Genomic DNA, 24,934 nt, shown 5'->3' with positions numbered 1-24,934 from the left:
CCTATTTCCTGTCCGTCACGAAGCGCGCCACGGTTACCGAGCCGATGAAACCGATCACCGAGATGGCCACCAGGAGTACCACGTTGTCCAGGTGCCGGTTGACCGCCATATCCATGGCGAGTGCTCCACCGATGGTGGCGAGCAGGACGTCGATGGCGAGTACCCGGTCCAGGATCGAGGGGCCCCGCGCGATGCGGTACAGGGCGCACAGGGCGGCCAGGATGAGCAGCCCTGCGGCGATGACGATGGCAACAACCATCATGTGCTGGCCCCTTCCTGGCGGGAGTCATTTTCTTCGTCGAACCGTTCTTCGGTCTGGAGCAGCGCCAGGTCCTCCCGCGTTCCCATGATCTTGATCAGCCAGGCTTCGGTGGCACGGACATCGGAGCGGATCTTCGCCGCGTCTTCGGGGGTGGCCACGTTCAGGCAATGCAGATACAGGGTGGAAGTGGAGCGGTCCACCTCAATCACCAGGGACCCGGGAATCAGGGACAGGGCGTGCCCTGTGGTGGTGACCAGCAGGTCCGACTGGCTGCGCAGTTGCACCGCGACGACGGCGTTCACGAGGCGGGGCCCCCTGGTCAGCGACAGCCAGAACACCTCGAAGCTGGCGACCACCAGCTTGTAGATAAACCGGACCGCGAACGGCACGGCGTAAAGCACATTGAACCGCCCGCTGAGCTCCACCGGCGGCAGGTACAGCAGGTTCGCGACGGCGTAGGCGATGAGCCCGCCAAAGATGAGGTTCCCCGGGCTGAAGTCCTGCCAGAGTGCCCCCCAGACGATGACCAGCCAGATAATCAGGGGAAGCTCGGTGATGAACGGGATCTTCTGCCGGGTCATGGCGCGCTCCCCTCACCGAGGACAGCCTCAATGTAGTCGGTCCGGTCGAGCATGTTTTGCGCGGCGTTGTCGCTGATCTCGAACAGCGGGCCGGCCAGCAGGGTCAGCAGCACGCCGAGTCCCACCAGGCCCATAGTCGGACCGACCATGGTGCGGGGCAGCACGTTCGCTGGCTGCCGTCCTGCTACCGGTTCGGTTGAGTCCCCGGTCGCCTCATCAGACGATTCATCAGACGATTCGGATGCCGACTCAGTGGATGCCGATCCGTTGGCGGGCGGGCGGGTGCTGTGCACTGCCGATCCGTCGGCATTGGTGGCCAACAGAACCGGGTCCGGGTGCAGCGCATCTTCAGGACGGCGCCAGAACGCGCGGTTCCAGACCCTGGCGATAGCCAGCAGGGTCAGCAGGCTGGTGAGCACGCTGGCCGCGACGGCGACGTATGCGATGGGCGATCCCAACTCCACCCCAGCCTGCAGGATGCCGAGCTTGCCAAGGAACCCGGAGAACGGCGGGATTCCGGCCAGGTTCATCGCCGGGATGAAGAACAGGACGCCAAGTACCGGCGAGAGTTTGGCCAGCCCACCCAGACGATCCATGTTGGCTGTTCCGCCACGGCGTTCTATCAGACCCGTCACCAAGAACAGGCTGGTCTGCACAGTGATGTGGTGGGCCACATAGAACACCGCCGCACTGAGTCCCACCACGGTTGAGATCGCCAGCCCGAAGATCATGAATCCGATGTGGCTCACTAGCGTGAAGGAAAGCATTCGTTTGATGTCAGCCTGCGCCAGGGCGCCCAGGATCCCCACCAGCATGGTCAGGATCGCGACGACCATCAACAACGTGTTGATGCGGTCCCCCGGAAAGAGAAGGGTCTCGGTGCGCACCATCGCGTACACGCCCACCTTGGTGAGGAGTCCCGCGAACACCGCCGTCACCGGCGCGGGCGCCGTGGGGTAGGAGTCCGGGAGCCAGAAGGACAGTGGGAAGACCGCCGCCTTGATCCCGAAGGCGACCAGCAGCATCAAGTGCAGCATCATCTGGGTTGAAGGGTCGATCTCCCCCAGTTTGACTGCCAGGTCCGCAAGATTGATGGTGCCGGTGGCGGCGTAGATCATGCCGATTGCGATGAGGAACAGCATCGACGACACCACGCTGACCACCACGTAGGTGACACCTGCGCGGATCCGGGGTGTGGTCCCGCCGAGGGTCATCAGCACGTAACTCGCTGTCAGGAGGATCTCGAAGCCCACGTACAGGTTGAACAGGTCACCTGACATGAAGGCGTTGGAGACCCCAGCCACCAGGATCAGGTAGGTGGGATGGAAGATCGAGATCGGCCCGTCTTCGTCGCCGTCGGCGATGCCCTGGCCGGTGGCGTAGATCAGAACCGCGAGGCTGACGGCGGTGGAGATCACGAGCATCAGCGCCGAGAACTGGTCAACCACCAGGGTGATGCCGAATGGCGGCATCCAGCCGCCGATGAACACGGCGGTTGCACCGTGGACGGCAGCGTTCTGAAGCAGGAACAGTTCGAGGATCAGGGTGATGCTCAGCGTGGAGATACTGACGGCACGCTGCGTCCGGGAGTGGCGGATCAGGAGGAAGGCGATGGCCGCACCGAGGAAGGGCAGGACTACCGCCAGTGGTGCATAGCTTGCGATGTTCACCGTGGCTCCTTCGGGTCGGCGGAGAGATCGAGGACCCCAGCGTTCTGGGATCCGGGTGCTTCCTCGGCTTCCTCGAGGGGGGTGAACTCTGTGGTCTCTTCGGGCACGTCGGCGTCGTCTTCGGCATCGAAGCTGCTCTGGCTCGCCACCCTGCGGTCTTCCATGTCGTCCTGGACCTCGTCGCGTCTACCCAGTACCCAGGACCGGTAGATGATGCCCAGCATGAAGGCTGTCACGGCGAAGGAAATCACGATGGCGGTGAGGATCAGCGCCTGGGGCAGCGGATCCGAATAGGCGTCAGCAGGGATCTCCTCCGAGTACAGCGGTGCTTCGCCGGCGCGCCCACCCGTCGAGAGGAGCAGGATGTTCGCACCGTTGGCCAGCAGGATCAGTCCCAGGAGGACCCGGGTCAGACTGCGTTCCAGCAGCAAATAGATGCCTGCTGCAAAGAGGGCCGCCATGACCACCAGCAGGGTGATATTGACGCTCATCGGGCCACTCCTTCGCCGGACTCGGTGTGTTGGCGCTGCTGTGTCTGCATGTCGTCGAGCTCACCGGAGCCGGCGCCACCCTCGCTTCGCTCGTCGATTTCAGAGCCCAGGCTCCGCAGCACGTCGAGGACCAGACCCACCACCACCAGGTAGACGCCGATATCGAAAATCGTCGAGGTGACAAACTTGACGTCGCCAAAGACCGGCATCCAGAACTCGATGATGGCGGTCTGGAGGATCTGGCCGCCCAGCAGTAGCGGAACCAATGCGCTGAGGGAGGTGGTCGCCATACCCGACCCCAGGAGAAAACCGGCGCTGACCGGGCTGGCCTCCGCCAGTTCAAAGCGCCCGCCAGCGAGGTAGCGGACCGTCAGGGCGAGCCCCGCCATCAAGCCCCCGGCGAATCCCCCGCCCGGCAGGTTGTGACCAGCGAGCAGCAGATAGACAGAGAAGATGATGATCGAGTGGAAGAGCAGCCGGGTGATCACCTCGAAGATGATTGAGCGACGTTCAGGAGCAAGCGTCCGGCCCGCAACCAGCCAGGCATCACGGGACACCGAAGAGAACTTCTTGGCCAGGTCCAGCGCTGCCGCTTCGCGCCCGAACTCGGAGATGGGTTCCTGCCCGCGGTCTACAGAACCGGAACGGACGCCTTCGGCTCGTTTCCGCTTGTCGCCGCGCCCCCGAATGAAGATCAGGCTCGCGATACCGGTGGCGGCGATCGCAAGGACCGAAATTTCCCCGTATGTGTCCCAAGCCCTGATGTCCACCAGGGTGACGTTGACGATGTTCTCGCCACCGCCGCCCTCGTAAGCCAGGCCCGGGTACTCCAACGACACCGGAGTGGCGATGCGGGAGGCCATCGAGGACATGGCGATGAAAGCCATCACCAGTCCAAAGGAAATGCCGAGTACCGCCCTTAGGAGGCGGAACTGTCCTGGCGTTTTCTGCCACAAACGGGCCGGCAGGGAGCGCAGTGCCAGCACGAACGCGACCAGGACAATTGTCTCCACCAGCATCTGTGTCAGGGCGAGATCAGGGGCGCCCTGCAAGGCGAAGATCAGGGCCATCCCGTACCCGGTGACTCCAACCATCAACACCGCCATGAACCGCTTGTTGGCACGAATCGCGGCGAGGGCGCCCAGGATAATGACAATGCCTGCCACCAGCTGCGCTGGCGAATCAGCATAGTGCCACCGATCGGGCACTGGTGCGTCGAAGAAAATGATCGCTGATAGCGGCGTCAGGATGGCCATCGTCAGGATGACGAAGAGGTAGAACGCCAGCGAACCGCGCTGGGTGCGACCGGTGATCCAGACGGCGACGTCGTCGAGGGTGCCGATGGTGTACTTGTAGCCGCGTTCGGAGTCGATCAGTGCGGGCACTTTGGACTGCGCCCGCTCCACCTGGACCCGGAACCAGAACAGGAGCACTCCGACAGCGATGGTCACTGCGGACAATGCGAGGGCTGGGGTGAAGCCGTGCCAGAGGGCGAGGTAGCTTTCCTCGCCGTCGGCCTCAAACAGCGTCACATAGGGCTGGATGACTGAATCCAACGGCGTGGGCCAGAATCCGAGCACCACCGTGAGGGCGGCCAGAAGTGCTGGAGCAAACAGGAAGGACTTCTCCACCCGGGTGAATGGGGTGGCCTCCTTGCCTTTGCAGGCGAACCCGCCCCAGACGAACCGGGCGCTGTAGGCGAAGGTCAGGGCCGACCCGACCACGATACCGACGAGCAGGATGGCTCCGACAGGTGTCGGGTCCACTTCGGCCCGGTGAACGAAGGTTTCGAAAACGGATTCCTTGGCCACGAATCCCAGGAGCGGTGGAATGCCTGCCATGGAGGCAGCGGCGATGGTAGCGACGACAGCCAGAGCCGGAGCTGTTTTGCGGATTCCGGCCAGCTTGCGGATATCACGGGTACCCGCTTGGTGGTCGATGATCCCGACCACCAGGAACAGGGTGGCTTTGAACAGCCCGTGGGCCACCAGGAGTCCCAGTCCGGCGAGGGCTCCACCCGGACCGCCCAGGCCCACCACCATGGTGAGGAACCCGAGCTGACTGACGGTGCCGTACGCGAGGATCAGCTTCAGGTCATGCTGGCGCAGCGCGCGCCATCCGCCGATCAGCATGGTGGCCAGCCCGAGAACCATGATCATCGGCGTCCAGGAGGCAGCGTCGGAGAACCCTGGAGCGAACCGCGCCACCAGGTAGATGCCGGCCTTGACCATTGCTGCCGCGTGCAGGTAGGCACTCACCGGGGTGGGTGCGGCCATGGCGCCAGGGAGCCAGAAGTGGAAGGGGATCAGCGCCGACTTGGTGATCGCTCCGACGAGGATCAGTCCGATCGCTACGTCGATGACCAGTCCGTTGGACAGGAGCGATTCGGACTGGGCCATAATGTCCGAGATGCGATAGGTGCCAGCAGTCTGACCGAGCATGATCATGCCGACCAGCATCGTGAGGCCGCCGAGGGTGGTAACGATCAGGGCTTGCAGGGCGGCGCGACGCGCCGCGAGGCGGTGCCGCGAGTAGCCGATCAGCAGGTAGGACAGGACCGTGGTCAGTTCCCAGAAGATGAACAGCAGGATCATGTCGTCGGCGGTGACCAGCCCGAACATGGCACCGGCGAACGCGAGGAGCTGCGCGCCGAACGGGCCCAGGTTGGGGTCGTTCTGCTTGAAGTACCGTGCGCAATAGAACAGGACCAGGGCACCGATGCCGAGGATGAGGAGGGACAGCACTGCGGCCAGCGTGTCCATCCGGAACGCCAGTTCCAGGGTCAGGCTGGGGATCCACCGGATGATGATCGACGGCGGGGCGTTGGGCTGGCCTTCGAGGAGGTTCTGCCCCTCTCCCGTGTACTGGCCAAAGGTAATGACGAGCCAGACGAACGCCACTGCGGGAACGGCGGCCAGCACGTAGAAGGCCGAGCGGCCGAGCCGGCGGAAGATCAGGGGCGCGACAAGGGCTACCGCGAACAACGCGATGAGCACGATTAGCACGATGATCTCCTGATCTCTCAGTGTGAGACGGTCAGCTGTTGACAGCACGGACGGTCAGGGGCTTCGATCTATTCTACCTGTGGAATACAGTGCCTCCCGCCGGGTTACGCCGTCGGCAGGGAATTGGCGGCTACAGGAATACACCGGTGCTGTAAGACGTTTACGACATCACCGGTTTTCGCTTCACCTGCTGAGGTACCAGCGCGGGATAACATTCACCCTATGAGCGTGGATTCCCCCCAGCCGGCAGCGTCCCAGCCCTCCTCCAGCGCCCGGACGGAGGACACCGTTCCGGGTCAGGCGAGCGGCGCGGGCAGGCTACTGTCGCGGCCGGTACTCGCGTGGGCGTCCTGGGATTGGGGATCGGCCGCATTCAACGCGGTCATGACCACCTTCGTCTTCACCGTGTACCTCACCAGTGACGCCTTCGGCGGCGAAGCCCGGGCCTCGGTGGTGCTCGGCTGGGGCCTCGCGATTGCCGGGGCCATGATCGCTTTGCTCGCGCCCGTGACCGGCCAACGATCCGACAACGGCGGACGTCGGAAGCTCTGGCTCGGGGTGAACAGCCTCCTGGTGGCGCTGCTCACCGGCCTCTGCTTCTTCGTCTTCCCCGAGCCCGAGTTTCTGCTCCTTGGCGTCGCCCTGATCGCACTGGCCAACATCTTCTTCGAGTTCGCGGGCGTGAACTACAACGCGATGCTGACCCAGATCTCGACCCCACGCAGCATCGGGCGGATCAGCGGGTTCGGGTGGGCAATGGGCTATGTCGGCGGAATTGTCGCGCTGGTGCTGGTGCTGGTCGCGTTTGTGGAGCCGGCGTTCACCTGGTTCGGCTCGGACACCACGGACAGCCTGAATATCCGGTTGGTCGCGGTGTTCTCGGCCCTGTGGTTCCTGGCGTTCGCCGTGCCGGTGATGTTCGCGGTGCCCGAAGTCCCGCGCCGGGACAAGGCCGCCCAGCTGGGCTTCCTCGCGTCCTATGGCCTGCTGTTCCGTCGGGTCAAGGCGATCTACAGGACCAGCCCGCACACCATCTTCTTCCTGCTGGCCAGTGCCATCTTCCGTGACGGTCTGGCGGCGGTGTTCACGTTCGGCGGCATCATCGCGGCGGGCACCTTCGGGTTCACCCTGAGCGAGGTGATTGTCTTCGCCATCGCCGGCAACCTGATCGCCGCGGTCGGCGCAATCATCGGCGGCTTCCTCGACGACCGGGTGGGACCGAAACGGGTCATCATCGTCGCCTTGGTTGGCCTGCTGATCGCAGGCTCTGCTGTCCTGATCCTCGGCCCGGGCACCCACGAGGTGCTGGGCTTCACCTGGACCGGCGACGTGACGTTCTGGGTGTTCGGTCTGATGCTCACCCTATTCGTCGGTCCGGCGCAGGCCTCCTCCCGCGCCTACCTGGCCCGGTTGGCGCCCGTGGGAGAAGAGGGTGAGCTATTTGGCCTTTACGCCACCACCGGCCGGGCGGTCAGCTTCCTCGCCCCGGCCCTCTTCGCCGCGTCCATCACCATCTTCGGTGAGCAGCGGTACGGGATCATCGGCATTCTGGTGGTGCTGCTCGCCGGGCTCCTCGTGTTGCTCCCGGTGAAGCCGCCCGCACAGGTGGCTCCCGCCGTCGTACCGTCCTACTAGGACTCAGATAGCTGTGCGGTGGAAGTTCTGGTGGCTGCGCGACGCCGTCGGGCCGCGCTGTCCCTGATACCTGTTCCCGTACGGGCCGGACCCGTAGGGGTGTTCCGACGGGGAGGTCAACCGGAAGAAGCAGAGCTGCCCGATCTTCGACCCCGGCCACAGCTTGATGGGCAGGGTGGCCATGTTGGACAGCTCGAGGGTCACGTGACCGGAGAATCCCGGATCGATGAAGCCGGCGGTGGAGTGCGTCAGCAGGCCCAGGCGTCCGAGCGAGGACTTGCCCTCCAGCCGGGCAGCGATGTCATCCGGTAGCGTCACTGTCTCGTAGGTCGACCCGAGCACAAACTCGCCCGGGTGCAGAATGAACGGTTCATCCGCGTCCACTTCCACCAGACGGGTCAGCTCGGGCTGGTCCTCGGCCGGGTCGATATGCGCGTACTTGTGGTTGTCGAACAACCTGAAGTAGCGGTCAATCCGGACGTCCACGCTGGAGGGCTGGACCATCGCCTCATCGTAGGGATCGAGCACAATGCGTTGGCGGTCAATTTCGGTTCGGATGTCGCGGTCAGAGATCAGCACGGTTCAAAAATACCGTAGTCACTGGGGTCGCCGTTACCGGCCAATCTCGGTGCGCACCGCATACAGCTCGGGGAAGAACGTGAGCTCAAGTGCCTTCTGCAGGAAACCGACCCCCGATGAGCCGCCGGTGCCGCGCTTGAAGCCGATGGTCCGTTCAACGGTCTTCAGGTGCCGGAACCGCCAGAGTTGGAAGTTGTCCTCCAGATCCACCAGCTCCTCACACGCCTCGTACAGGTCCCAGTGCTCGGCGGCGTTCTCGTAGACCGCCTTGTAGACCTGCACCAGCTCCGGGTTGAAGACATGGGCGGTCCTGACATCCCGGTCGAGCAGCTCTGTAGGAATGGCATGGCCCCGGCGGGAGAGCAACCTGATGAACTCGTCGTAGATACTCGTCTGGTTCAGGAGCTCCGACAGCAGGTCCCGGGCTGCCGGGTCATTGGAGAAGACCTCCAGCATGCCTGAGTTCTTGTTGCCGAGCAGGAACTCGACCGCCCGGTACTGGTAGGACTGGAATCCGCTGGACGACCCGAGGTCTCCCCTGAATTCTGCGTATTCGGAAGGGGTGAGGGTGGCCAGGACCGACCACTGCTCGGTGAGGGAGCGCTGAATGTGTTTGATGCGCGCGATGCCCTTCATCGCTGACCGCAGGTCATCGGCCTGCAGTTTCGCCCGGACCGCGCGCAGCTCATGGAGGACCAGCTTCAGCCACAGCTCCGACGTCTGGTGCTGGATGATGAACAGCATTTCATCGTGGTGCTCCGGACGGCTCACCGGGTGCTGGGCGGACAGCAGCTCGTCCAACGACAGGTACGAGCCGTAGCTCATCTTCGCTGTGAAATCCTTTTCGATTCCCGCTTCGATGTCCCGGGTGTTCTTCTCGACGCTCATGGTCTTAGGGTACTCACCCGGTGGGCACCCGGGGCCGGGGGCCACCTCGGCCCGGTGGTTGGCCGCTGGACTGGACACTGCCTTCCCAAGCCCGGTGTTTTCGCAACGGTGAGGTTGGGGTAGGCTGAATCTCGTTGTTTTTGCCGGGATCCAAGCCGCAGTGTGGGCTGATCTCCAGGCGGGCGTAGCTCAATGGTAGAGCGCTAGCTTCCCAAGCTCGATACGCGGGTTCGATTCCCGTCGCCCGCTCCACTTTTCTGCGGAGCGCCATAGCGTTCCGGGGTTCTCGTTTCACACCACTGGTCGCGGTGCGAACATGATGACCGCCACTCCCACCAGGCAGAGCGCCGACCCGGCGAGATCCCAGCGGTCGGGCCGGAATCCGTCGAAAACCACTCCCCAGGCGAGTGAGCCAGCGACGAAGACCCCTCCGTAGGCTGCGAGAATCCTCCCGAAGTTCGCGTCCGGTTGCAGGGTTGCTATGAACCCGTAGGCGGCGAGCGCCATCACTCCGAGGCCCGCCCACCACCAGGGCTTGCCCTCACGGATGCTCTGCCAGACCAGCCAGGCGCCGCCGATTTCAGCGAGCGCAGCGAAGACGAAAAGGACCACGACCAGGGCAAGTGTCATAGTGCATTATCCCTGCCACGCCCCGGCCGGGTCCCTGGTCAGACAATCGCGTGGCGCTTCGCGGCGGGGTCCTTCGGGACGATCGCCACCAGCCGACGTCGGCGATCCGGTGCGTGGGTGTAGCGGAACCGCAGGGTCAGTTGTCCCTTCCGGGCGAGGACGACGGCGATCACTCCCGACGCTAGCAAGGGCACCCCACCGGCAATCAGCACCGTGGTGGGCGCACCGATGTTCTCGGCCAGCCAGCCGATCATCGGACCGCCGATGGCCTGCCCACCGATCAGCACCATCATGTACAGGGCCATGACCCGGCCCCGGATCGCGAGGTTGGACGAGATCTGCACCAGCTGATTAGCGCCGGTGATGAACCAGAGGCAGCCGATCCCGGCAAAGAACATCAGGATCGCGAAGACCGCCTGGTTCGGGGCAACCGCGCCAAGGGCCATGAACCCACCAAACGCGGCGGCACCACCGAGTACGCCCCTCAGCCTCAGGGTGGTCCGTCGGGTGGAGGCAAGCGCACCGACCAGCGACCCGGTGGCCAGCGCCGTGTTGAGGAATCCGTAACCCTGCGCGCCGGAGTCGAAGACGGTGTCGGCGAACGCCGCCATCAGCACCGGCGTACTCATGGCGAACACCGAGACGAAGGCCCCGGTGAGCATGCACCAGAAGATCGCGGGCTTTCGCATCACGTACCGGGCACCTTCGCGGAGTTGCCCTTTCGCCCGGGGTGCCCGCACGGCCACCGACAGCTGATCGGTCCGCAGCAGCGCGAGGGTGATGACCGTGTACAGGCACGCGACGGCGTTCACCGCGAATGCCCACCCGCCGCCGATCGCAGTGATCAGCACACCGCTGATCGCCGGGCCCACCATGGCACCCACCTGGAAAATCGAGGAGTTCAGGCTGATGGCGTTGCGCAGGTGCACCGGCCCCACCAGGTCATTGACGAAGACCTGCCGGGCGGGAGCGTCGACCACGGTGACCAGCCCCAGGGTGAACGCGATGATATAGACATGCCACACCTCCACCAGACCGGTCAGGGCGAGGACGGCCATCACGGCTGCCATCAGCGCCGCGAGGCTCTGGGTGATGATCAGGAGGATGCGCTTTGGGTAGCGGTCCGCGATGATGCCGCCGTAGGGCCCGAGGAGGAGAAACGGCGCGAACTGCAGCGCCACGGTGATGCCGACGGCGGTGACCGACCCGGAGAGTTCCAGCACCATCCAGTCCTGGGCGATGCGCTGCATCCACACCGCGATCACTGCGATCAGGTGGGAGATCGCGAAGCGGCGGAAGTTGGGGATGCGGAGGGAGATGAAGGTGTCGCGCCATGCGGGCCGCGCAGTGGTGATGGGCATGGGTGCGGTGAGCGTGGGGTCTCCGGCCGGGCTGGCGGAGGGCGGTGGGGGTGCCAAGGTGTCTTCCTGTGCTGGGAGTGGGGAACTCCTTCCACGCTACGCACCGCCGAATCATCATGAAAGCGTATGGTGGCTATAACTCGTATTCGGAAACGTAATAGGTGGTTCAAACGTGTATGACCCGGTTCAACTCAGAACGTTCCTCGCCGTTGCGGAAACCCTGAGTTTCACCGGTGCGGCGGGCCGGCTGAACCTGAGCCAGCCCACGGTCAGCCAGCACATCCGGAAGCTGGAGGAGGCCGCAGGGCGACTGCTGATCTCGCGTGACACCCGGGGCGTCAGCCTGACGGACAACGGGGATGCGATGGCCGGCTTCGCCCGGACCATCCTCGCGGCGCAGGAACAGGCAGTGGCGTACTTTTCCGGTTCGGCCATGCGGGGCCGGCTCAGATTTGGCGTGGCCGATGATCTTGCAATCACGCAGCTCCCCCGCATCCTCCGCCACTTCCGCCAGCTCTATCCACAGATCAACCTTGAGCTCACTGTCACCCAGAGCCCCCTGCTGCTGCGCCGGCTGCGGGCTGGCCAGGTGGACCTGATCTTCATCAAGTACATGAGCGGCACCGGAGAGGGGACCCTGGTGCAGACCGACCAGCTGGTCTGGGCCGGTCACGGGAAGACCACCCTTGAGGACGGCGCGCCTGTGCCGCTGATCGTCTACCAGTCCCCCAGTCTCACCCGCCAGATGACCATAGACGCCCTGGAAAAGGCCGGCCGTACCTGGCGGATCACCTGCAACACCCGGGAGATCAACGGGGTCCTTGCCGCGGCGCGAGCCGGAATTGGCCTGGCCGTCTTTCCGCAATCCCTCATCCCAGAGGACCTGGTCCAGGTCAGCAACCGCTTCAACCTGCCAGCGGTCGGCGCGGTTGACTTCACCCTGCTGAGCAACCCGCTGGCGAACCATGAGTTGGTCGCGGCGCTCACGTCAGCGATCATGGGCCGCGCCCTCCGGAAGGCTCCGGACGCCTGACAGCACCTCGTGGAGCATGCCGGGCGTCCGGGCTGTGCAGGTTTCCCCGGGTTCTGGGACCCGGACCGCGTGTCGTCAATGGACACGCCGCCTGACGACGACGTCGGGCACCACAACCTGGGGAAACCTGCACGCCACGGTCCCGTCCGCCGGAACTGCAGTGCCCAACACCACATAGCCGGGTACTCGACCGCGACCGTATACTTGATCCTGATGAATCGCACAATGTTCAAGTCCAAAATCCACCGCGCAACGGTAACCCACGCTGACCTTCACTACGTGGGGTCCGTCACCGTGGACCTCGACCTGCTCGAAGCGGCAGACATCCTGCCCGGCGAGATGGTCTCCATTGTCGACGTCACCAATGGCGCACGCCTGGAGACCTACATCATCGCCGGTGAACGCGGATCAGGGGTACTGGGCATCAACGGCCCGGCTGCCCACCTGGTCCACCAGGGTGACACAGTCATCCTCATCACCTACGCGCAGCTCACCGACGCCGAAGCGCATGAGTACCTCCCCACAGTGGTGCACGTCAACGAACAGAACCGCATCGTGGACCTCGGCAACGACCCCGCCGAGAGCGTCGTCGACGGCCTCGAGAGGCCGCCCCACGCGTTGAATAATTCAGCACTACTTTAGTAAGCGCTTACGTTTAGGGGCGCTTTTCCTGCTCAACCTTGCCCGGATTGCAACCTGAGGTTGTGGCGAATTTCCCACTCAGGGCATATGGTCTCAAAGACAAGGTTGCTTCGGTTCGCCTGCTGTACCTAGGGCGACCGGGCTATCTACAACGATGTGGAGGCACGGTGGGAATGCCGAACAGGCGAAGGAAAATCGATCCAGTCCGGAGCCGGCCGAAAGCGGCGGCTGTGGCAACACTGGCAATGGGAACGATGCTGCTGACGGGCTGTGGCCCGACGGAAAGCGTCACGACACTAACCTGGTACATCAATCCCGATGCGGGAGGGCAGGCAGCAATTGCCGCCAGCTGCACCGAAGAGGCCGACGGCGCCTACCGGATTGAGACGTCGCTTCTCCCGACCGATGCGGCCGCCCAGCGCGAACAGCTCGCGCGACGGCTCGCCGCCGGGGACACGTCAATGGACATCATGAGCATTGACCCGCCGTTCATCCCCGAACTTGCGGAGCCGGGCTTCCTGGCACCCATCCCCGCGGATTCGGTGGACGTCTTCTCCGAGAACGTCCTCGAAGGCGCCCTCGCCGGTGCCACCTGGAAGGACGAACTGGTCACCGTTCCCTTCTGGGCCAACACCCAAATTCTCTGGTATCGCGAATCGGTTGCCGAGGCCGCTGGGCTGGATATGTCCCAGCCGGTCACCTGGGACCAGCTGATCGACGCGGCCACCGAGCAGGACAAGCTCCTCGGAGTCCAGGGTTCACCAGCCGAGTCGATGACCGTCTGGATCAACGCCCTGGTGGAATCCGCTGGCGGCCAGATTCTCGAGAACCCCGAAGCGTCCGCCGACGAACTGGAGCTGGGCCTCACCTCCGAGGCCGGCCAGGAGGCGGCGCGGATCATCGGCACCATCGGCACCGAGGGTCTCGGCGGCCCAGGCTTGCCGACCTCCACCGAGAACACCTCACTCACCCTGTTCCAGGGCGATGACGGTTCCTTCATGGTCAACTACCCGTTCGTCTGGCCCGCTACCCTGGGTGCCGTCGAAGCGGGGTCGATCGATCAGTCGGTAGTCGACGACATCGGCTGGGCACTGTTCCCCACGGTCACCGAGGGCGAAGACACAGCACCACCGCTGGGCGGCATCAACCTGGGTGTCGGTGCGGCGAGCGACGATCCGGATCTGGCCTACGAGGCCATCGAGTGCATTGTTAAGCCCGAAAACCAGACCGAGTACTTCATCACCAACGGCAACCCGCCGTCCAATTCGGAGGCATACGACGATCCGACGATCGAGGAAGACTTCCCGATGGCAACAACCATCAGGGATTCACTCGAACTCGCGGCTCCCCGCCCCCAGACACCGTTCTACAACGAAATCTCCACCGGACTGCAGCAGGAATGGTCACCACCGAACGAAGTGGATCCTGACACAACCCCCGAACGGTCCCAGGAGTTCATCACCGCAGTGCTCAGAGGGGAGAGGCTACTGTGAGTAGCTCAACGATCAACAAGCCCGACGCCGGCAAGTCACCGAATCCGGACAAGGCGAAGAAGGCGAAGACACAGCACAGCGACCGGGTCAAAGCCGAACGGCGGATGGGCTGGTACCTCGCGGGTCCCGCCTTCGTGGTGATGCTGCTGGTGACGCTGTACCCCATCCTGCAGGCCTTCTTCGAATCCCTGTTCGCCTTCAGGCTCACCGCCCCGGATGAGCGTGAGTTCATCTGGTTTGCGAACTACATCACGATCCTCGGGGACAGTGTCTGGTGGCAGGGCCTCCTGGTGACCGTCCTCATCACCGTCATTACCGTCGCCGTCGAACTGGTGCTCGGGTTCGCGCTGGCACTGGTGATGAGCAAGGCACTGAAGTCACTCAAGGGGATCCTCCGGACCGCGATCCTGGTGCCCTACGGCATCATCACCGTGGTGTCCGCCTACGCCTGGTTCTACGCCTTCGACATCAACTCGGGGTACGTGAACGCCTGGTTCGACTGGGTGCCCGGCATCGACTCGGACCTGAACTGGTTCGCCCAGACCGGCACCTCACTGTTCGTCATCATGGCCTCCGAGATCTGGAAGACCACCCCCTTCATCTCCCTCCTGCTGCTGGCAGGCCTGGCCCAGGTCCCCGATGAGCTCACCGAAGCCGCCAAGGTCGACGGCGCCACGTGGTGGGAACAGATGCGCAAGGTGGTCATTCCCAACATGAAGGCGGCCATCATGGTCGCGGTCCTGTTCAGGGCCCTCGACGCCTTCCGAATATTCGACAACGTGTTCATCATGACCAACGGCGAGAACAATACGGAAGTGCTTTCCCTCCTGGCCTACCGGACGTCGATCAGCCGCCTTGAGATTGGGCTCGGTTCAGCGGTCTCGGTGCTCTTGTTCCTCTGTGTCATATTGATCAGTTTCGCTGCCATCAAGATCTTCAAAGTGGATCTTGCCGGCACGAGAGGAGAAAAGTAATGAAGAACTCTTCCCGGCGCGAAAAGATCTGGTGGGCCGTCATCTCGGTTCTGGTGCTGCTGTACGCACTGTTCCCGGTGGCCTCCATCCTGGCAACCTCCTTCAAGTCCCCCAGCGACCTCACCAACGGAAGCTTCCTGCCGACGCCGGGCGCTGCCACCATTTCCAACTACGAGCAGATCCTGGTCGGCGACGCGCAGGAGCTGTTCCTGACCTCGCTGCGCAACTCGATCGGCATCTCGCTTATCGCGACGGCGATCGCCGTCGTCCTGGCCACGCTATGCGCCTACGCGATTGCCCGGCTCGATTTCCCCGGGAAGAAGCTGGTCCTCACCACCGCACTGGCAGTTTCGATATTCCCGGTGATCTCGATCGTTACCCCGTTGTTCAACCTCTGGCGCAACATCGGGCTCTACGACACCTGGCTCGGGTTGATCATTCCCTACCTGTCCCTGACCCTGCCGATCTCCATCTGGACGCTCGCGGCATTCTTCCGCCAAATCCCGTGGGAGCTGGAGCAGGCGGCACAGGTCGACGGTGCCACCACCTGGCAGGCCTTCCGCAAGGCAATCGTTCCGCTGGCCGCACCCGGGGTCTTCACGACGGCGATCATTGCGTTCTTCATCGCGTGGAACGACTTCGTCTACGGCATCTCGCTCACATCCACGGAGGCTGCGCGGCCGGTGCCGGCGGCGCTGGCGTTCTTCACTGGCGCCTCGCAGTTCGAGTCACCCACCGGCGCCATTTCGGCAGCTGCGATCATCGTCACCATCCCGATCGTCCTGTTGGTACTGCTGTTCCAACGTCAAATCGTTTCCGGCCTGACCTCGGGCGCCGTCAAGGGCTAATGGCGCAGTCCCAGCCGCTTGCGCCAGATACATAGAAAAGGATCACCAGAAAATGGCTTCAATTACCCTCAACAACCTGGTCAAGAAATACGGCGACGGGTTCCCCGCCGTCAATGACATCAGCATCGACATCGCCGACGGCGAGTTCATCATCCTGGTGGGCCCCTCGGGCTGCGGCAAGTCGACCCTCCTGCGCATGATTGTTGGCCTGGAGGACATCACCGACGGAGAGCTGCTCATTGACGGCGAGCGTGTGAACGACAAGGCACCCCGTGACCGCAACCTGGCCATGGTGTTCCAGAACTACGCCCTCTACCCGCACCTCACGGTGTACGAGAACATTGCCTTCCCGCTGCGCCTCGCCAAAGGCAAGCACAGTGAGGAGCAGGTCAAGAAGCTCGTCACCGAGGCCGCGGCCACCCTTGAACTCACCGATCACCTGCAGCGGAAGCCAGCGAACCTGTCCGGTGGGCAGCGTCAGCGTGTCGCCATGGGCCGGGCCATCGTGCGCCAGGCTGATGCGTTCCTCTTCGATGAGCCGCTCTCCAACCTGGATGCGAAGCTGCGCGGTCAGATGCGCTCGGAGATCTCCCAGATGCAGCGTCGTCTGGGAGTCACCAGTGTCTATGTGACCCACGACCAGACCGAGGCCATGACCCTCGGTGACCGGGTAGCAGTGCTGAAGATGGGCGAACTGCAACAGATCGCCTCCCCTCGTGAACTGTACGAGCAGCCACGCAACCTCTTCGTGGCCGGGTTCATTGGCTCACCGTCAATGAACTTCATCCCCGCGACCATCGAGAACGGCAAACTGCAGACCGTCCTCGGCGAGCTCGATGTCCCCGCCGACAAGCTGGCGAAAGTCGAAGGCAAGAAGGTTGTCCTGGTGGGCGTGCGGCCCGAATTCTTCGAGGACGCGAAACTGGTCGAGGAGTCCAAGCTGCCTCACGGTTCGATCTTCACCGCAACCCTCACCCACACCGAGTGGCTCGGCAACGAGCAGTACGGGTACATCAACTTCAACCCGGACCCGGAAATGCGCGAGCTGCTCAACAACCTGGCCCGCGAGATGGACGCCGATGAGCTGCGCCCCCAGATTGTGGTTACGCTCGACGCCGCCAGCCGTATCCGCGGCGGTCGCGAGGCGGAGATCTGGCTCGACACCCGCAAGCTGCACCTGTTCGATCCCGAGTCCGGCGAGAACCTCACCCGTGATGCCGAGGCCGGCGCCGCGCTCACCGCCGAAGCAGGCGAGGAACGCGCCGAGGAGATCGCCACCGCTCAGGAGGCCGACCGCGCAAACGGCCACGGCACGGACGGCTCGCAGGCCGGCGCGAGCAACGGCACCGATCAGAATGGTGGCGGCAAGCACGCTGCGGCCAGCTGACGTCTAAGCAGCTGGCCATGGCTGACGCCGAGGAGTCGGGGCTGATAGCCGGGATCATTTCCGGCTATCAGTTCGAGGGTGCCTCGATCCATCTGGGGGCGGCGTTGCTCGACGGCATACCGCATCCCGAAGCGGAGGTGCGGCTGCCTCTGGCCATGATGAACCGCCATGGGTTGGTGGCCGGTGCCACTGGCACCGGAAAGACCATCACGCTGCAGGTGATGGCTGAACAGCTCAGCGCCCAGGGGGTACCGGTGTTCCTCGCCGACATCAAGGGTGATTTGACGGGACTTTCCACCCCCGGATCGGGCACCGAGAAACTGCTGGCTCGCACCATGAGTGTGGGCCAGCAGTGGTCGGCACAGAGTTTCCCGGTGGAGTACTTTGCGCTCGGTGGGCACGGTGTGGGGGTTCCCATCCGTGCCACCATTTCGGCATTCGGCCCCCTGCTGCTGTCCCGCGTGATGGATCTGAATGAGACGCAGGAGTCGAGCCTCACCCTGATTTTCCACTACGCCGATGGGGCGGGACTCGAGCTGTTCAATCTCGCCGATCTGCGGGCGGTGATTGCCTATCTCACCTCCGCCGAAGGCAAGGACTCGCTGAGCGAGCTGGGCGGATTGTCCAAGAGCACAGCCGGTGTCATTCTCCGGAAGCTCATCACGCTCGAAGCTCAGGGCATGACTGACTTCTTCGGCGAGCCGGAATTCGATACGGCCGATCTCCTCCGTGTGACCGACGACGGGAAAGGAATCATTAGCTGCCTGGAGTTGCCCACACTCCTGCACACGCCCCAGCTGTTCTCCACCTTCCTCATGTGGCTCGCTGCCGATCTGTTCGCCGACCTCCCCGAGGTGGGCGACCAGGACAAACCGAAACTGGTGTTCTTCCTCGACGAGGCACACCTGCTCTTCAACGACGCGTCCAAAGAGTTTCTCCGGTCCATCCAGACGACGGTTCGTCTGATCCGGTCCAAGGGCGTCGGCATCTTCTTCGTGACACAAACTCCGAAGGACGTGCCGGCTGACGTGCTGGGCCAGCTCGCCAACCGGGTCCAGCATGCGTTACGGGCGTTCACCCCTGACGACGCGAAGGCGCTCAAGGCAACCGTGTCCACCTTCCCGACGAGCGGCTATGACCTAGCCGAGGTTCTCACCTCAGCGGGGACCGGCGAGGCGGTGGTAACGGTCATGAACGACGGCGGTGCACCCACTCCCGTGGCGTGGACCCGCATGACTTCCCCGGAGTCAACCATGGGGCCATCGGCGCCGAACGTGGTCGAGAAGGTTGTGAGCGCCTCCCCGCTGCTGGGTCGGTACGTAACACCCGTCGACAGCCACTCGGCAGCCGAGAAGCTTGCGACGCTTCCGGCTGGCAACGCCAGTGCCCGCACGACAACCAGCGCCGACGACGACGCCCGCCGGATCGAGGAATCCATCCTCGGCGCGCCGACAGAGAATACCCCCTCGGATCGCGCCTCCCGCCCGCGCAGGATGACACCGCCACCGCTGGGTGCGCCGACGTCGTCGGGCGGAGCTCAGAACGACGAACTGATGGACTTCGCGATGAAGGCGGCGGGAGCGATCGGGGCTGAGTTGGCGCGCGGGTTGTTCGGGACGCAGCGGAGGCGCAGCCGGCGCCGTTGGTAGGCACCCGGCGCTCAACAGGTAACGTGTTGAGCGTGCAAACGTCCTCGGTGATCAAAGTCCTCGCAGCCTGGCTGCTCGGGCTGCTGCTGGTGATCGCGGGAGCGGTTACGGCAGTGGTGGTCGCCAATTCGTTCATTTTCAACCCCGAGGAGCAGGTGCACGACTACCTCGAGGCGCTCGACGACGGCGACGGCGAGCGCGCCCTGGGCCTGCTGAACGCCTCGGTTCCGGCTGCCAACGCGGCAATGCTCGACGGCGCCCCGCTGCAGCAGTCAGCCGCCGCCGTCGAGGATGTGGTGGTGGGCGATGCGGTACCCGTGGGCGCAAACCGGGCGGATGTTACGGTCACCTATACGGTCCGCGGCACCGAACACTCCTCGACCTTTCCGCTGGAACGTACCGGCAACGAGTGGCTCTTCTTCAACACGTGGGAGTTCGTGCCCACTGTGCTTCCCACCCTCGACCTCACGGTCATCAACCAGGGCGAAGCCACCCTCAATAACACCCGTGTTGCCATGCCGGAGGGCAGAAACCAGTTCGCTGTGTTCTATCCGGGCGGCTTCGAAGCCCACTACACCAGCGAGTACTTCGCGGCGCCCGCTCAGACGGTCGCGGTCACCGAGCGCGGGGGGAGCCAACAGCTGGCCCTGGCCACCGCTGCCACCGACGTTCTGGTGGAGGAGGTCAACGCCCAGGTGCGGCGCTTCCTCGACGAGTGCGCCGCGCAGACCGTCTTCCAGCCAGCCAACTGTCCGTTCAACTTCCAGACCGAAAGCCGGGTCGCCGGGGACATCCGCTGGGCGATCACCGAGTACCCCACGGTGGCCATTGAACCGTTCGACGGCAGCTGGGTGATGGAGCCGCTCGCGGGGACCGCCGAGCTGACCACCTCACTACAGGACCTGTTCACCGGCACCATCGAGGCGGTCACGGTCCCCCGCGAATTCGGTTTCACCGCCCGGCTGTCAGTGACCGGCGACGACGTCACGGTCACACCAGTCGTCCAGTACTAGCGGGCCAGTACTGGACGGCCGGTACCGGACTAGTCGAGGCCGCGGAGGTCCAACGTCAGTTCGGTCTCGCCCTCGGAACTCAGCCGCACCGGGATACCCCAATCCTGCTGGTACAGGTGGCAGGCCGCGTGGTCGGGGATCTCGCCGCCCGGCTCACCGTCGCAGGCGGCCGCGCGCGCGGTAATGTGCAGGACACCCTCGGTGACCGCGTCGTTGAGCACCAGCTCGCGGGTCAGGCCTACCGAGGTTCCACCGCCGGAAAGCAGTAGCGTCTCGGGGGACGAGGAGATCTTCAACTGGGTGGGATCGCCCCACCGGTCGTCCAGCTTCTGCCCCTTCGGAGCGGCGAAGCGGACGGTCAGCGCGTGCGTGCCCGGTGCGACGGGTGTCTGGGGGCGCTGCGTCTGGGAAGCCCCTTCGTCGACGGCCAGTGCCTCCTTGGGGATGGGCACCCGCACCAGCTGGTGCCGGTTGGCTTCCACAACGATCAGGAGCGGCTCGCTACCCGACGCAGTGGGTGTGAGGTCAACCAGGACGTCACAGGGCTCTGAGAGGCCGCGTGCCAGGGTTGAGACCTGTCCGGTGACAGGGTCGAAGCGCCGCACCGCACCGTTGTAGGTGTCGGCGATGGCCACCGACCCGTCGGGGAGCGCAGTGATTCCGAGGGGGTGCTGCAGCCGGGCCTGCTCGGCTGCACCGTCACGGAACCCGAAGTCGAACAGACCGGTCCCGACAGCGGTCCGCACCTGGGTACGCCGTCGGCCGTTGACCTCGGGGAAGGACAGGGTCCTGACCGCTGAGGTTTCCGAGTCGGCGACCCAAAGGTTGCCGGCGGCGTCCTCCGCGAGTCCCGAGGACTGGGCGAACCAGGCCTCGGAGCCGTCGCCGTCGAGCAGTCCCTCCAGCCCGGTACCCGCGAGGATGTCCACTGCGCCGGTGACCGGGTCGAAAGTAAACAGCTGGTGGGTTCCCGCCATCGCGATCACTACCCGTTCCAGAACGGTCGACCAGAGCACGTCCCACGGCGAGGACAGCGACACCTGCAACGGTTCGGTGCCCAGGTGGGTGTCGGTGAGGCGCGGGGTGGCGTCCTCGGGGGTGTCGCCGTCGTACCCGCCCAGCTGGTCGGGGCTCTCCTGCAGTTCGGCAGGGCGTGCCTTGACGTGGTTTCCGGCATCGAGGAGCCGCTGCACACCGTTGCCGGCGATCGTGCGCACCGACCCGTCGGCGAGGGTCACGCCCCGGAGGAGGTGGTTCACGGAGTCGGCGACGACGACGTCGTACCCGGCCTGTTCCGCTACCTCCGGCGGGAGGACGGCGAGGCCCTGCGGCTCGTTGAACTGGGCTTCGGCGGCGGTGCCGTCAGCGGCGCCCTTCTCCCCCGAGCCGATCGTGCGGTGGACGGTGACGAGGTCAGCGTCCAGCTCGACCAGCCGGTGGTGGCCGGTATCACCGATGAGCAGGGTTCCGCCGGCCAGGGGTACCGCTTTACCGGGGAAGCGCAGGTCACCCGCGGTGGCCTCGGCGGGGACGTAGGGTCCGTCGCCGCGGTGCAGGGTTCCCTTGGCCGAGTGTTCCTCGACGAGTTCCTGGACCAGTGACTCCAGTCCGGCAGCGTGGCCCTCACCGGAGAGATGCGCCACGATGTACCCTTCCGGGTCCACGACCACCAGGGTGGGCCAGGCGCGGGCGGTGTACGCCTGCCAGGTGGTTAGCTCGGGGTCGTCCAGGACGGGGTGCTGGATGTCGTAGCGTTCAACAGCGGCTGCGAGGGCGTCCGGATCGGCTTCGTGCTCGAACTTGGGCGAATGGACACCTACCGTCACCACAACGTCGCTGAACTTCTGTTCCAGGGGGCGCAGCTCGTCCAAGACATGCAGGCAGTTGATGCAGCAGAAGGTCCAGAAGTCGAGGATCACGATTTTTCCGCGCAGGTCCTCCAGGGTGAGCTGGCGCCCACCGGTGTTGAGCCAGTTGCGGCCCACCAGTTCGGAGGCGCGCACCCGGTAGTCGGTGCGGATCGAAGTCTCAGTCATTCACGTGCTCCTGGTCGGTCAGGCTTCTGGGATGGTGCTGGCTTACCGGGTCCCGGTGTACCCGGACCGCGGCGGTTGTCGCGTTCCGCGAGCGAAGCGAACATGTTGTTGTAAGCGGTCAGGTCGGCGTTGTTATTCCTGTCAGCGGCGCGGTCGGTCCGTTTGGACTCCCGGGCGTCGTCGCGTGACCACATGATCGCCACGCCGATCGCCACCAGCAGCGTCGGAATCTCACCGATTCCCCAAGTCAACGCGCCGCCCAGTTGCTGGTCCTCGAGCGCCGAAGGGCCCCAGTCACGGCCCATGTTGCCGAACCAGCTGGCCTGGAGCAGTGACGTCGACCCCATCAGCGCGACGCCGAAGAAGGCGTGGAAGGCCATGGTGGCGAAGAGCAGCAGGATCCGCAGCGGGTACGGCGCCCGGCGCGGCACCGGGTCCGAGCCAAGCATCGACAGCACGAAGATGTAGCCGGTGATGAGGAAATGCACGTACATCAGCTCGTGGCCCACATGCTCGCGCATCGCAAACCCGAACAGCGGCGAATAGTAGAAGATCACAATGGAGCCCGCGAAGTTCGCGGCCGCGAACAACGGATGCGTCACCAGGGCTGAGGCGCGCGAGTGAACGATCACCAGGATCCACTCGCGGATGCCCCGGGAGCCGTCACCGCGCGGCGTCAGGGCCTTCAACGCCAGCGTGACGGGGGCGCCGAGCACGAGGAACAGCGGCACCACCATCGTCAACGCCATGTGGCCCACCATGTGGGAACTGAACAGCACCATCCCGTACACGGCGAGCGGGCCGGAGGTGATGTAGGTCAGCAGCGCGAGCCCGATCAGCCAGCAGGTCAGCCGCAGGAGGGACCAGGTGTCCCCGCGCCGGCGGAGCTTCACGACACCCGAGATGTAGGCGACGGCAACCACCGCGGCGAAAGTGACCCACAGCCAGTCGAACCGCCACTCGGTGAGCCACCGCGCACCGGTCAGTTCAGGGGGCAGCTCGTAGCCGGTGAGGATCCTCGCCGGAGACGCATCGGGGGCAATCTCGTCGCTGACCGGTGGTGCGGTGCGCGCCAGGGCGACGGCGACTCCCGACACCGCGCCCATGATCAGCAGTTCCACAGCGATCAGTTGCCAGAGAACCCGCCGTGCGGAGAGCTGGCCGCCGGTGAGTGACCCTGTCCCCCCGCCCAGCTGGGGGATGATCCACTGCCGGTGCATCAGGCCGATCCCGCCCAGCAGGAGGGTGGCGATCGTCTTGAAGGTGACCAGCAGGCCCCACTCCGATCCCAGCTGGCCCAGATTGTCGATCCGCAGGCTCGCGTTGATTACCCCGGAGAACACCACGAGGATGAAGGCGAATCCTGCCAGGGCGGAGAAGCGGCGCAGCACGCTCGGGGTGAGCGATCCCAGGCGTCCACCGATCACGGCCAGGACGGTGATCCCACCGATCCAGAGGCAGACCCCCACCAGATGAAGGGCGATCGAGTTGATCGCGGCGTAGTGGTCGTCGCCGCTGGAGGAGTGGCCGATCAGCGCCATCGGCATCAACCCGATCAGGGACAGGATGCCGGTCAGCGCCAGCCACCCGCTGGATCGGGCACCGAATGTCATGGTGGCCACGACGGCGGCGATCATGACCGTCGACAGCCAGGCCCTGCCGGTGTCGAAGTCGGTGAGGTAGGACGCCAGGCCCTCCGTGTAGCCGGGGTCGCTGCTCAGCGGCAGCCCCGCGGCGTCCGAGTAGGTGAACAGCAGCACACCGACGGCGGAGAGGGTCCATGACACCGCTGCAACCGATGCGAGGGTCATCACCGCGCTGAAGGCGGGGTGTTCCTCGCCGGGCTTTCCGGCGTCGGAGCGCCGATGGGTTGGGCTGACCCGGCGCGGAAGAATCATGACGGCGAAGACGAGTGACCCGATCACCGCTGCCACGGAGATGTTGTTCAACGCCTTCGCCGTGGGCAGCCCCCAGCGGGTGAGCGGGCCCGGGTCGCCAAGCTGTCGCGGCCCCGCAGCACCCGAGAACAGGAGCGCCAGCACCAGTGCCACGATGACGGCGGCCCCGCCAGCAATCAGCCAGCCCACCTTCACCCCGGGGGTATCCGTTCCCGGGCGGTCGGTCGGCCGGGGCACCTTGGTTGTCGTAGCCACGCTTCCTATTGTCTACCCTGCGTAGAAGGGGTAACAATTCGGCTTACGTCATTTCCCGACGCCGCGGGGTTCTGCCACGTGCCGGGGCTGATGCGGCCGGCCGGGCAAAAGGGACGGCAGGGTTAAAAAGGGAAGGCCGCCACCGGAAAGGGTGGCGGCCTACAGTCCTTAGCGGACGGCGTGTGTGACTACTTGACAGCAGCCTTCAGCTTGGAGCCGGCGGTCAGCTTGACGCTGCTGCCTGCTGCAATCTGGATGGTCTCGCCGGTCTGAGGGTTGCGGCCGGTGCGGGCGGCACGCTCGGTGCGCTCGACAGCGAGCCAACCGGGGATGGTGACCTTGACGTTGTTGGCAGCTGAGGTTGCCAGTACATCGAACAGTGCGTCAAGAACGCCGTTAACGGCGGTCTGGCTGGTGTCAGCCTTCGCTGCTACTTCTGCTACCAGTTCGCTGCGGTTCTTGGTTTCTTTCGTTGCCAATTTACGTCCTCCTGGACTTGTCCGTTTATTTGTAAAGCCTTCACGGTTCTGAAAGCCTCTGTGCGAAAACTTACCAGCTTGAGCATCAAACTCCGGTCGTTTCCGGTCTTTTTGAGGGATTTTAG

21 protein-coding genes and 1 tRNA gene are annotated in these 24,934 nt (G+C 64.5%); 10 read left to right on the top strand and 12 right to left on the bottom strand.

Going from position 1 to position 24,934, the window contains the following annotated elements:
* Position 1 precedes the first annotated feature (1 nt).
* From HMI57_RS04145 to HMI57_RS04125, 5 genes are read right to left on the bottom strand one after another with little or no spacing between them, the layout of a single operon-like run.
* Complete coding sequence (locus HMI57_RS04145; RefSeq protein WP_171584634.1) at positions 2–262, bottom strand: monovalent cation/H+ antiporter complex subunit F; 261 nt, start codon at positions 260–262, stop codon at positions 2–4.
* The gene (locus HMI57_RS04140) at positions 259–843 is read right to left on the bottom strand and encodes a Na+/H+ antiporter subunit E (RefSeq protein WP_171584632.1); all 585 of its coding nucleotides are present in this window, start codon (positions 841–843) and stop codon (positions 259–261) included. Before HMI57_RS04140 ends, HMI57_RS04145 begins: the two co-directional genes overlap by 4 nt.
* On the bottom strand, positions 840–2,513 hold the full coding sequence (locus tag HMI57_RS04135; protein ID WP_171584631.1) for a Na+/H+ antiporter subunit D: 1,674 nt from the start codon (positions 2,511–2,513) through the stop codon (positions 840–842). Before HMI57_RS04135 ends, HMI57_RS04140 begins: the two co-directional genes overlap by 4 nt.
* The gene (locus HMI57_RS04130; protein WP_171584629.1) at positions 2,510–3,004 is read right to left on the bottom strand and encodes a Na(+)/H(+) antiporter subunit C; all 495 of its coding nucleotides are present in this window, start codon (positions 3,002–3,004) and stop codon (positions 2,510–2,512) included. Before HMI57_RS04130 ends, HMI57_RS04135 begins: the two co-directional genes overlap by 4 nt.
* Entirely contained in the window at positions 3,001–6,009 is a 3,009-nt protein-coding gene (locus tag HMI57_RS04125; protein ID WP_171584627.1) for a Na+/H+ antiporter subunit A, read from the bottom strand. Before HMI57_RS04125 ends, HMI57_RS04130 begins: the two co-directional genes overlap by 4 nt.
* 222 nt (positions 6,010–6,231) lie before the next feature.
* On the opposite strand from HMI57_RS04125, the gene HMI57_RS04120 reads away from it, so the two are divergent.
* Positions 6,232–7,644, top strand: coding sequence for an MFS transporter (locus HMI57_RS04120; protein WP_171584626.1), 1,413 nt, complete (start codon positions 6,232–6,234; stop codon positions 7,642–7,644).
* A 3-nt stretch (positions 7,645–7,647) separates the two neighbouring features.
* On the opposite strand, the gene dcd is transcribed toward HMI57_RS04120, so the two are convergent.
* Positions 7,648–8,223 carry a dCTP deaminase gene (gene dcd / locus HMI57_RS04115; RefSeq protein WP_171584624.1) on the bottom strand — a complete coding sequence of 192 codons (576 nt, stop codon included), beginning with the start codon at positions 8,221–8,223 and terminating at the stop codon, positions 7,648–7,650.
* 33 nt (positions 8,224–8,256) lie between these two features.
* A complete protein-coding gene (gene kynA / locus HMI57_RS04110; RefSeq protein WP_171584623.1) occupies positions 8,257–9,111 on the bottom strand; it encodes a tryptophan 2,3-dioxygenase in 855 nt (284 codons plus the stop codon).
* A 178-nt stretch (positions 9,112–9,289) separates the two neighbouring features.
* Between kynA and HMI57_RS04105 the strand changes: the two genes are divergently transcribed.
* A tRNA-Gly gene (locus HMI57_RS04105) sits at positions 9,290–9,363 on the top strand.
* A 39-nt stretch (positions 9,364–9,402) separates the two neighbouring features.
* Here the strand turns inward: HMI57_RS04105 and HMI57_RS04100 are convergent.
* Together HMI57_RS04100 and HMI57_RS04095 are read right to left on the bottom strand one after the other, a co-directional pair.
* A complete protein-coding gene (locus HMI57_RS04100; protein WP_171584622.1) occupies positions 9,403–9,741 on the bottom strand; it encodes a YnfA family protein in 339 nt (112 codons plus the stop codon).
* 38 nt (positions 9,742–9,779) lie between these two features.
* On the bottom strand, positions 9,780–11,102 hold the full coding sequence (locus HMI57_RS04095; RefSeq protein ID WP_171584705.1) for an MFS transporter: 1,323 nt from the start codon (positions 11,100–11,102) through the stop codon (positions 9,780–9,782).
* Between the two features lie 172 nt (positions 11,103–11,274).
* Between HMI57_RS04095 and HMI57_RS04090 the strand changes: the two genes are divergently transcribed.
* The 8 genes from HMI57_RS04090 to HMI57_RS04055 all read left to right on the top strand — a co-directional run bounded on the left by HMI57_RS04090 (position 11,275) and on the right by HMI57_RS04055 (position 20,141).
* Positions 11,275–12,135: a LysR substrate-binding domain-containing protein gene (locus HMI57_RS04090; RefSeq protein ID WP_171584621.1), complete on the top strand. Its 861-nt coding sequence runs from the start codon at positions 11,275–11,277 to the stop codon at positions 12,133–12,135.
* A 213-nt stretch (positions 12,136–12,348) separates the two neighbouring features.
* Positions 12,349–12,777: an aspartate 1-decarboxylase gene (panD, locus tag HMI57_RS04085; protein WP_171584620.1), complete on the top strand. Its 429-nt coding sequence runs from the start codon at positions 12,349–12,351 to the stop codon at positions 12,775–12,777.
* Between the two features lie 245 nt (positions 12,778–13,022).
* Positions 13,023–14,270 carry an extracellular solute-binding protein gene (locus HMI57_RS04080; RefSeq protein WP_228720927.1) on the top strand — a complete coding sequence of 416 codons (1,248 nt, stop codon included), beginning with the start codon at positions 13,023–13,025 and terminating at the stop codon, positions 14,268–14,270.
* Positions 14,267–15,244 (top strand): sugar ABC transporter permease, encoded by a 978-nt coding sequence (locus HMI57_RS04075; RefSeq protein WP_318779141.1) that lies wholly within the window; start codon positions 14,267–14,269, stop codon positions 15,242–15,244. Before HMI57_RS04080 ends, HMI57_RS04075 begins: the two co-directional genes overlap by 4 nt.
* On the top strand, positions 15,244–16,092 hold the full coding sequence (locus tag HMI57_RS04070; RefSeq protein ID WP_171584617.1) for a carbohydrate ABC transporter permease: 849 nt from the start codon (positions 15,244–15,246) through the stop codon (positions 16,090–16,092). The genes HMI57_RS04075 and HMI57_RS04070 overlap by 1 nt, the downstream gene beginning before the upstream one ends.
* A 52-nt stretch (positions 16,093–16,144) precedes the next feature.
* Positions 16,145–17,479: a sn-glycerol-3-phosphate ABC transporter ATP-binding protein UgpC gene (gene ugpC / locus HMI57_RS04065; RefSeq protein WP_171584615.1), complete on the top strand. Its 1,335-nt coding sequence runs from the start codon at positions 16,145–16,147 to the stop codon at positions 17,477–17,479.
* A gap of 17 nt (positions 17,480–17,496) precedes the next feature.
* On the top strand, positions 17,497–19,128 hold the full coding sequence (locus tag HMI57_RS04060) for a helicase HerA-like domain-containing protein (RefSeq protein ID WP_171584614.1): 1,632 nt from the start codon (positions 17,497–17,499) through the stop codon (positions 19,126–19,128).
* A 32-nt stretch (positions 19,129–19,160) separates the two neighbouring features.
* Entirely contained in the window at positions 19,161–20,141 is a 981-nt protein-coding gene (locus HMI57_RS04055; RefSeq protein ID WP_346655133.1) for a hypothetical protein, read from the top strand.
* 29 nt (positions 20,142–20,170) lie between these two features.
* Here HMI57_RS04055 and HMI57_RS04050 read toward each other — a convergent pair whose 3' ends face one another.
* From HMI57_RS04050 to HMI57_RS04040, 3 genes are all read right to left on the bottom strand, one after another.
* Complete coding sequence (locus HMI57_RS04050; RefSeq protein WP_171584613.1) at positions 20,171–22,177, bottom strand: NHL domain-containing thioredoxin family protein; 2,007 nt, start codon at positions 22,175–22,177, stop codon at positions 20,171–20,173.
* Positions 22,174–24,330, bottom strand: a complete 2,157-nt coding sequence (locus tag HMI57_RS04045; protein WP_171584611.1) for a cytochrome c oxidase assembly protein — start codon at positions 24,328–24,330, stop codon at positions 22,174–22,176. The genes HMI57_RS04050 and HMI57_RS04045 overlap by 4 nt, the downstream gene beginning before the upstream one ends.
* Positions 24,331–24,518: 188 nt before the next feature.
* A complete protein-coding gene (locus HMI57_RS04040) occupies positions 24,519–24,809 on the bottom strand; it encodes an HU family DNA-binding protein (RefSeq protein WP_019481737.1) in 291 nt (96 codons plus the stop codon).
* Positions 24,810–24,934 lie beyond the last annotated feature (125 nt).

This window comes from Arthrobacter sp. 260 (assembly GCF_013116745.1).
In the GTDB taxonomy this organism is placed as follows: domain Bacteria; phylum Actinomycetota; class Actinomycetes; order Actinomycetales; family Micrococcaceae; genus Arthrobacter_D.
The sequence above is the reverse complement of the archived record's forward strand: the minus strand, read 5'-3'. Positions and strand labels throughout refer to the sequence as shown.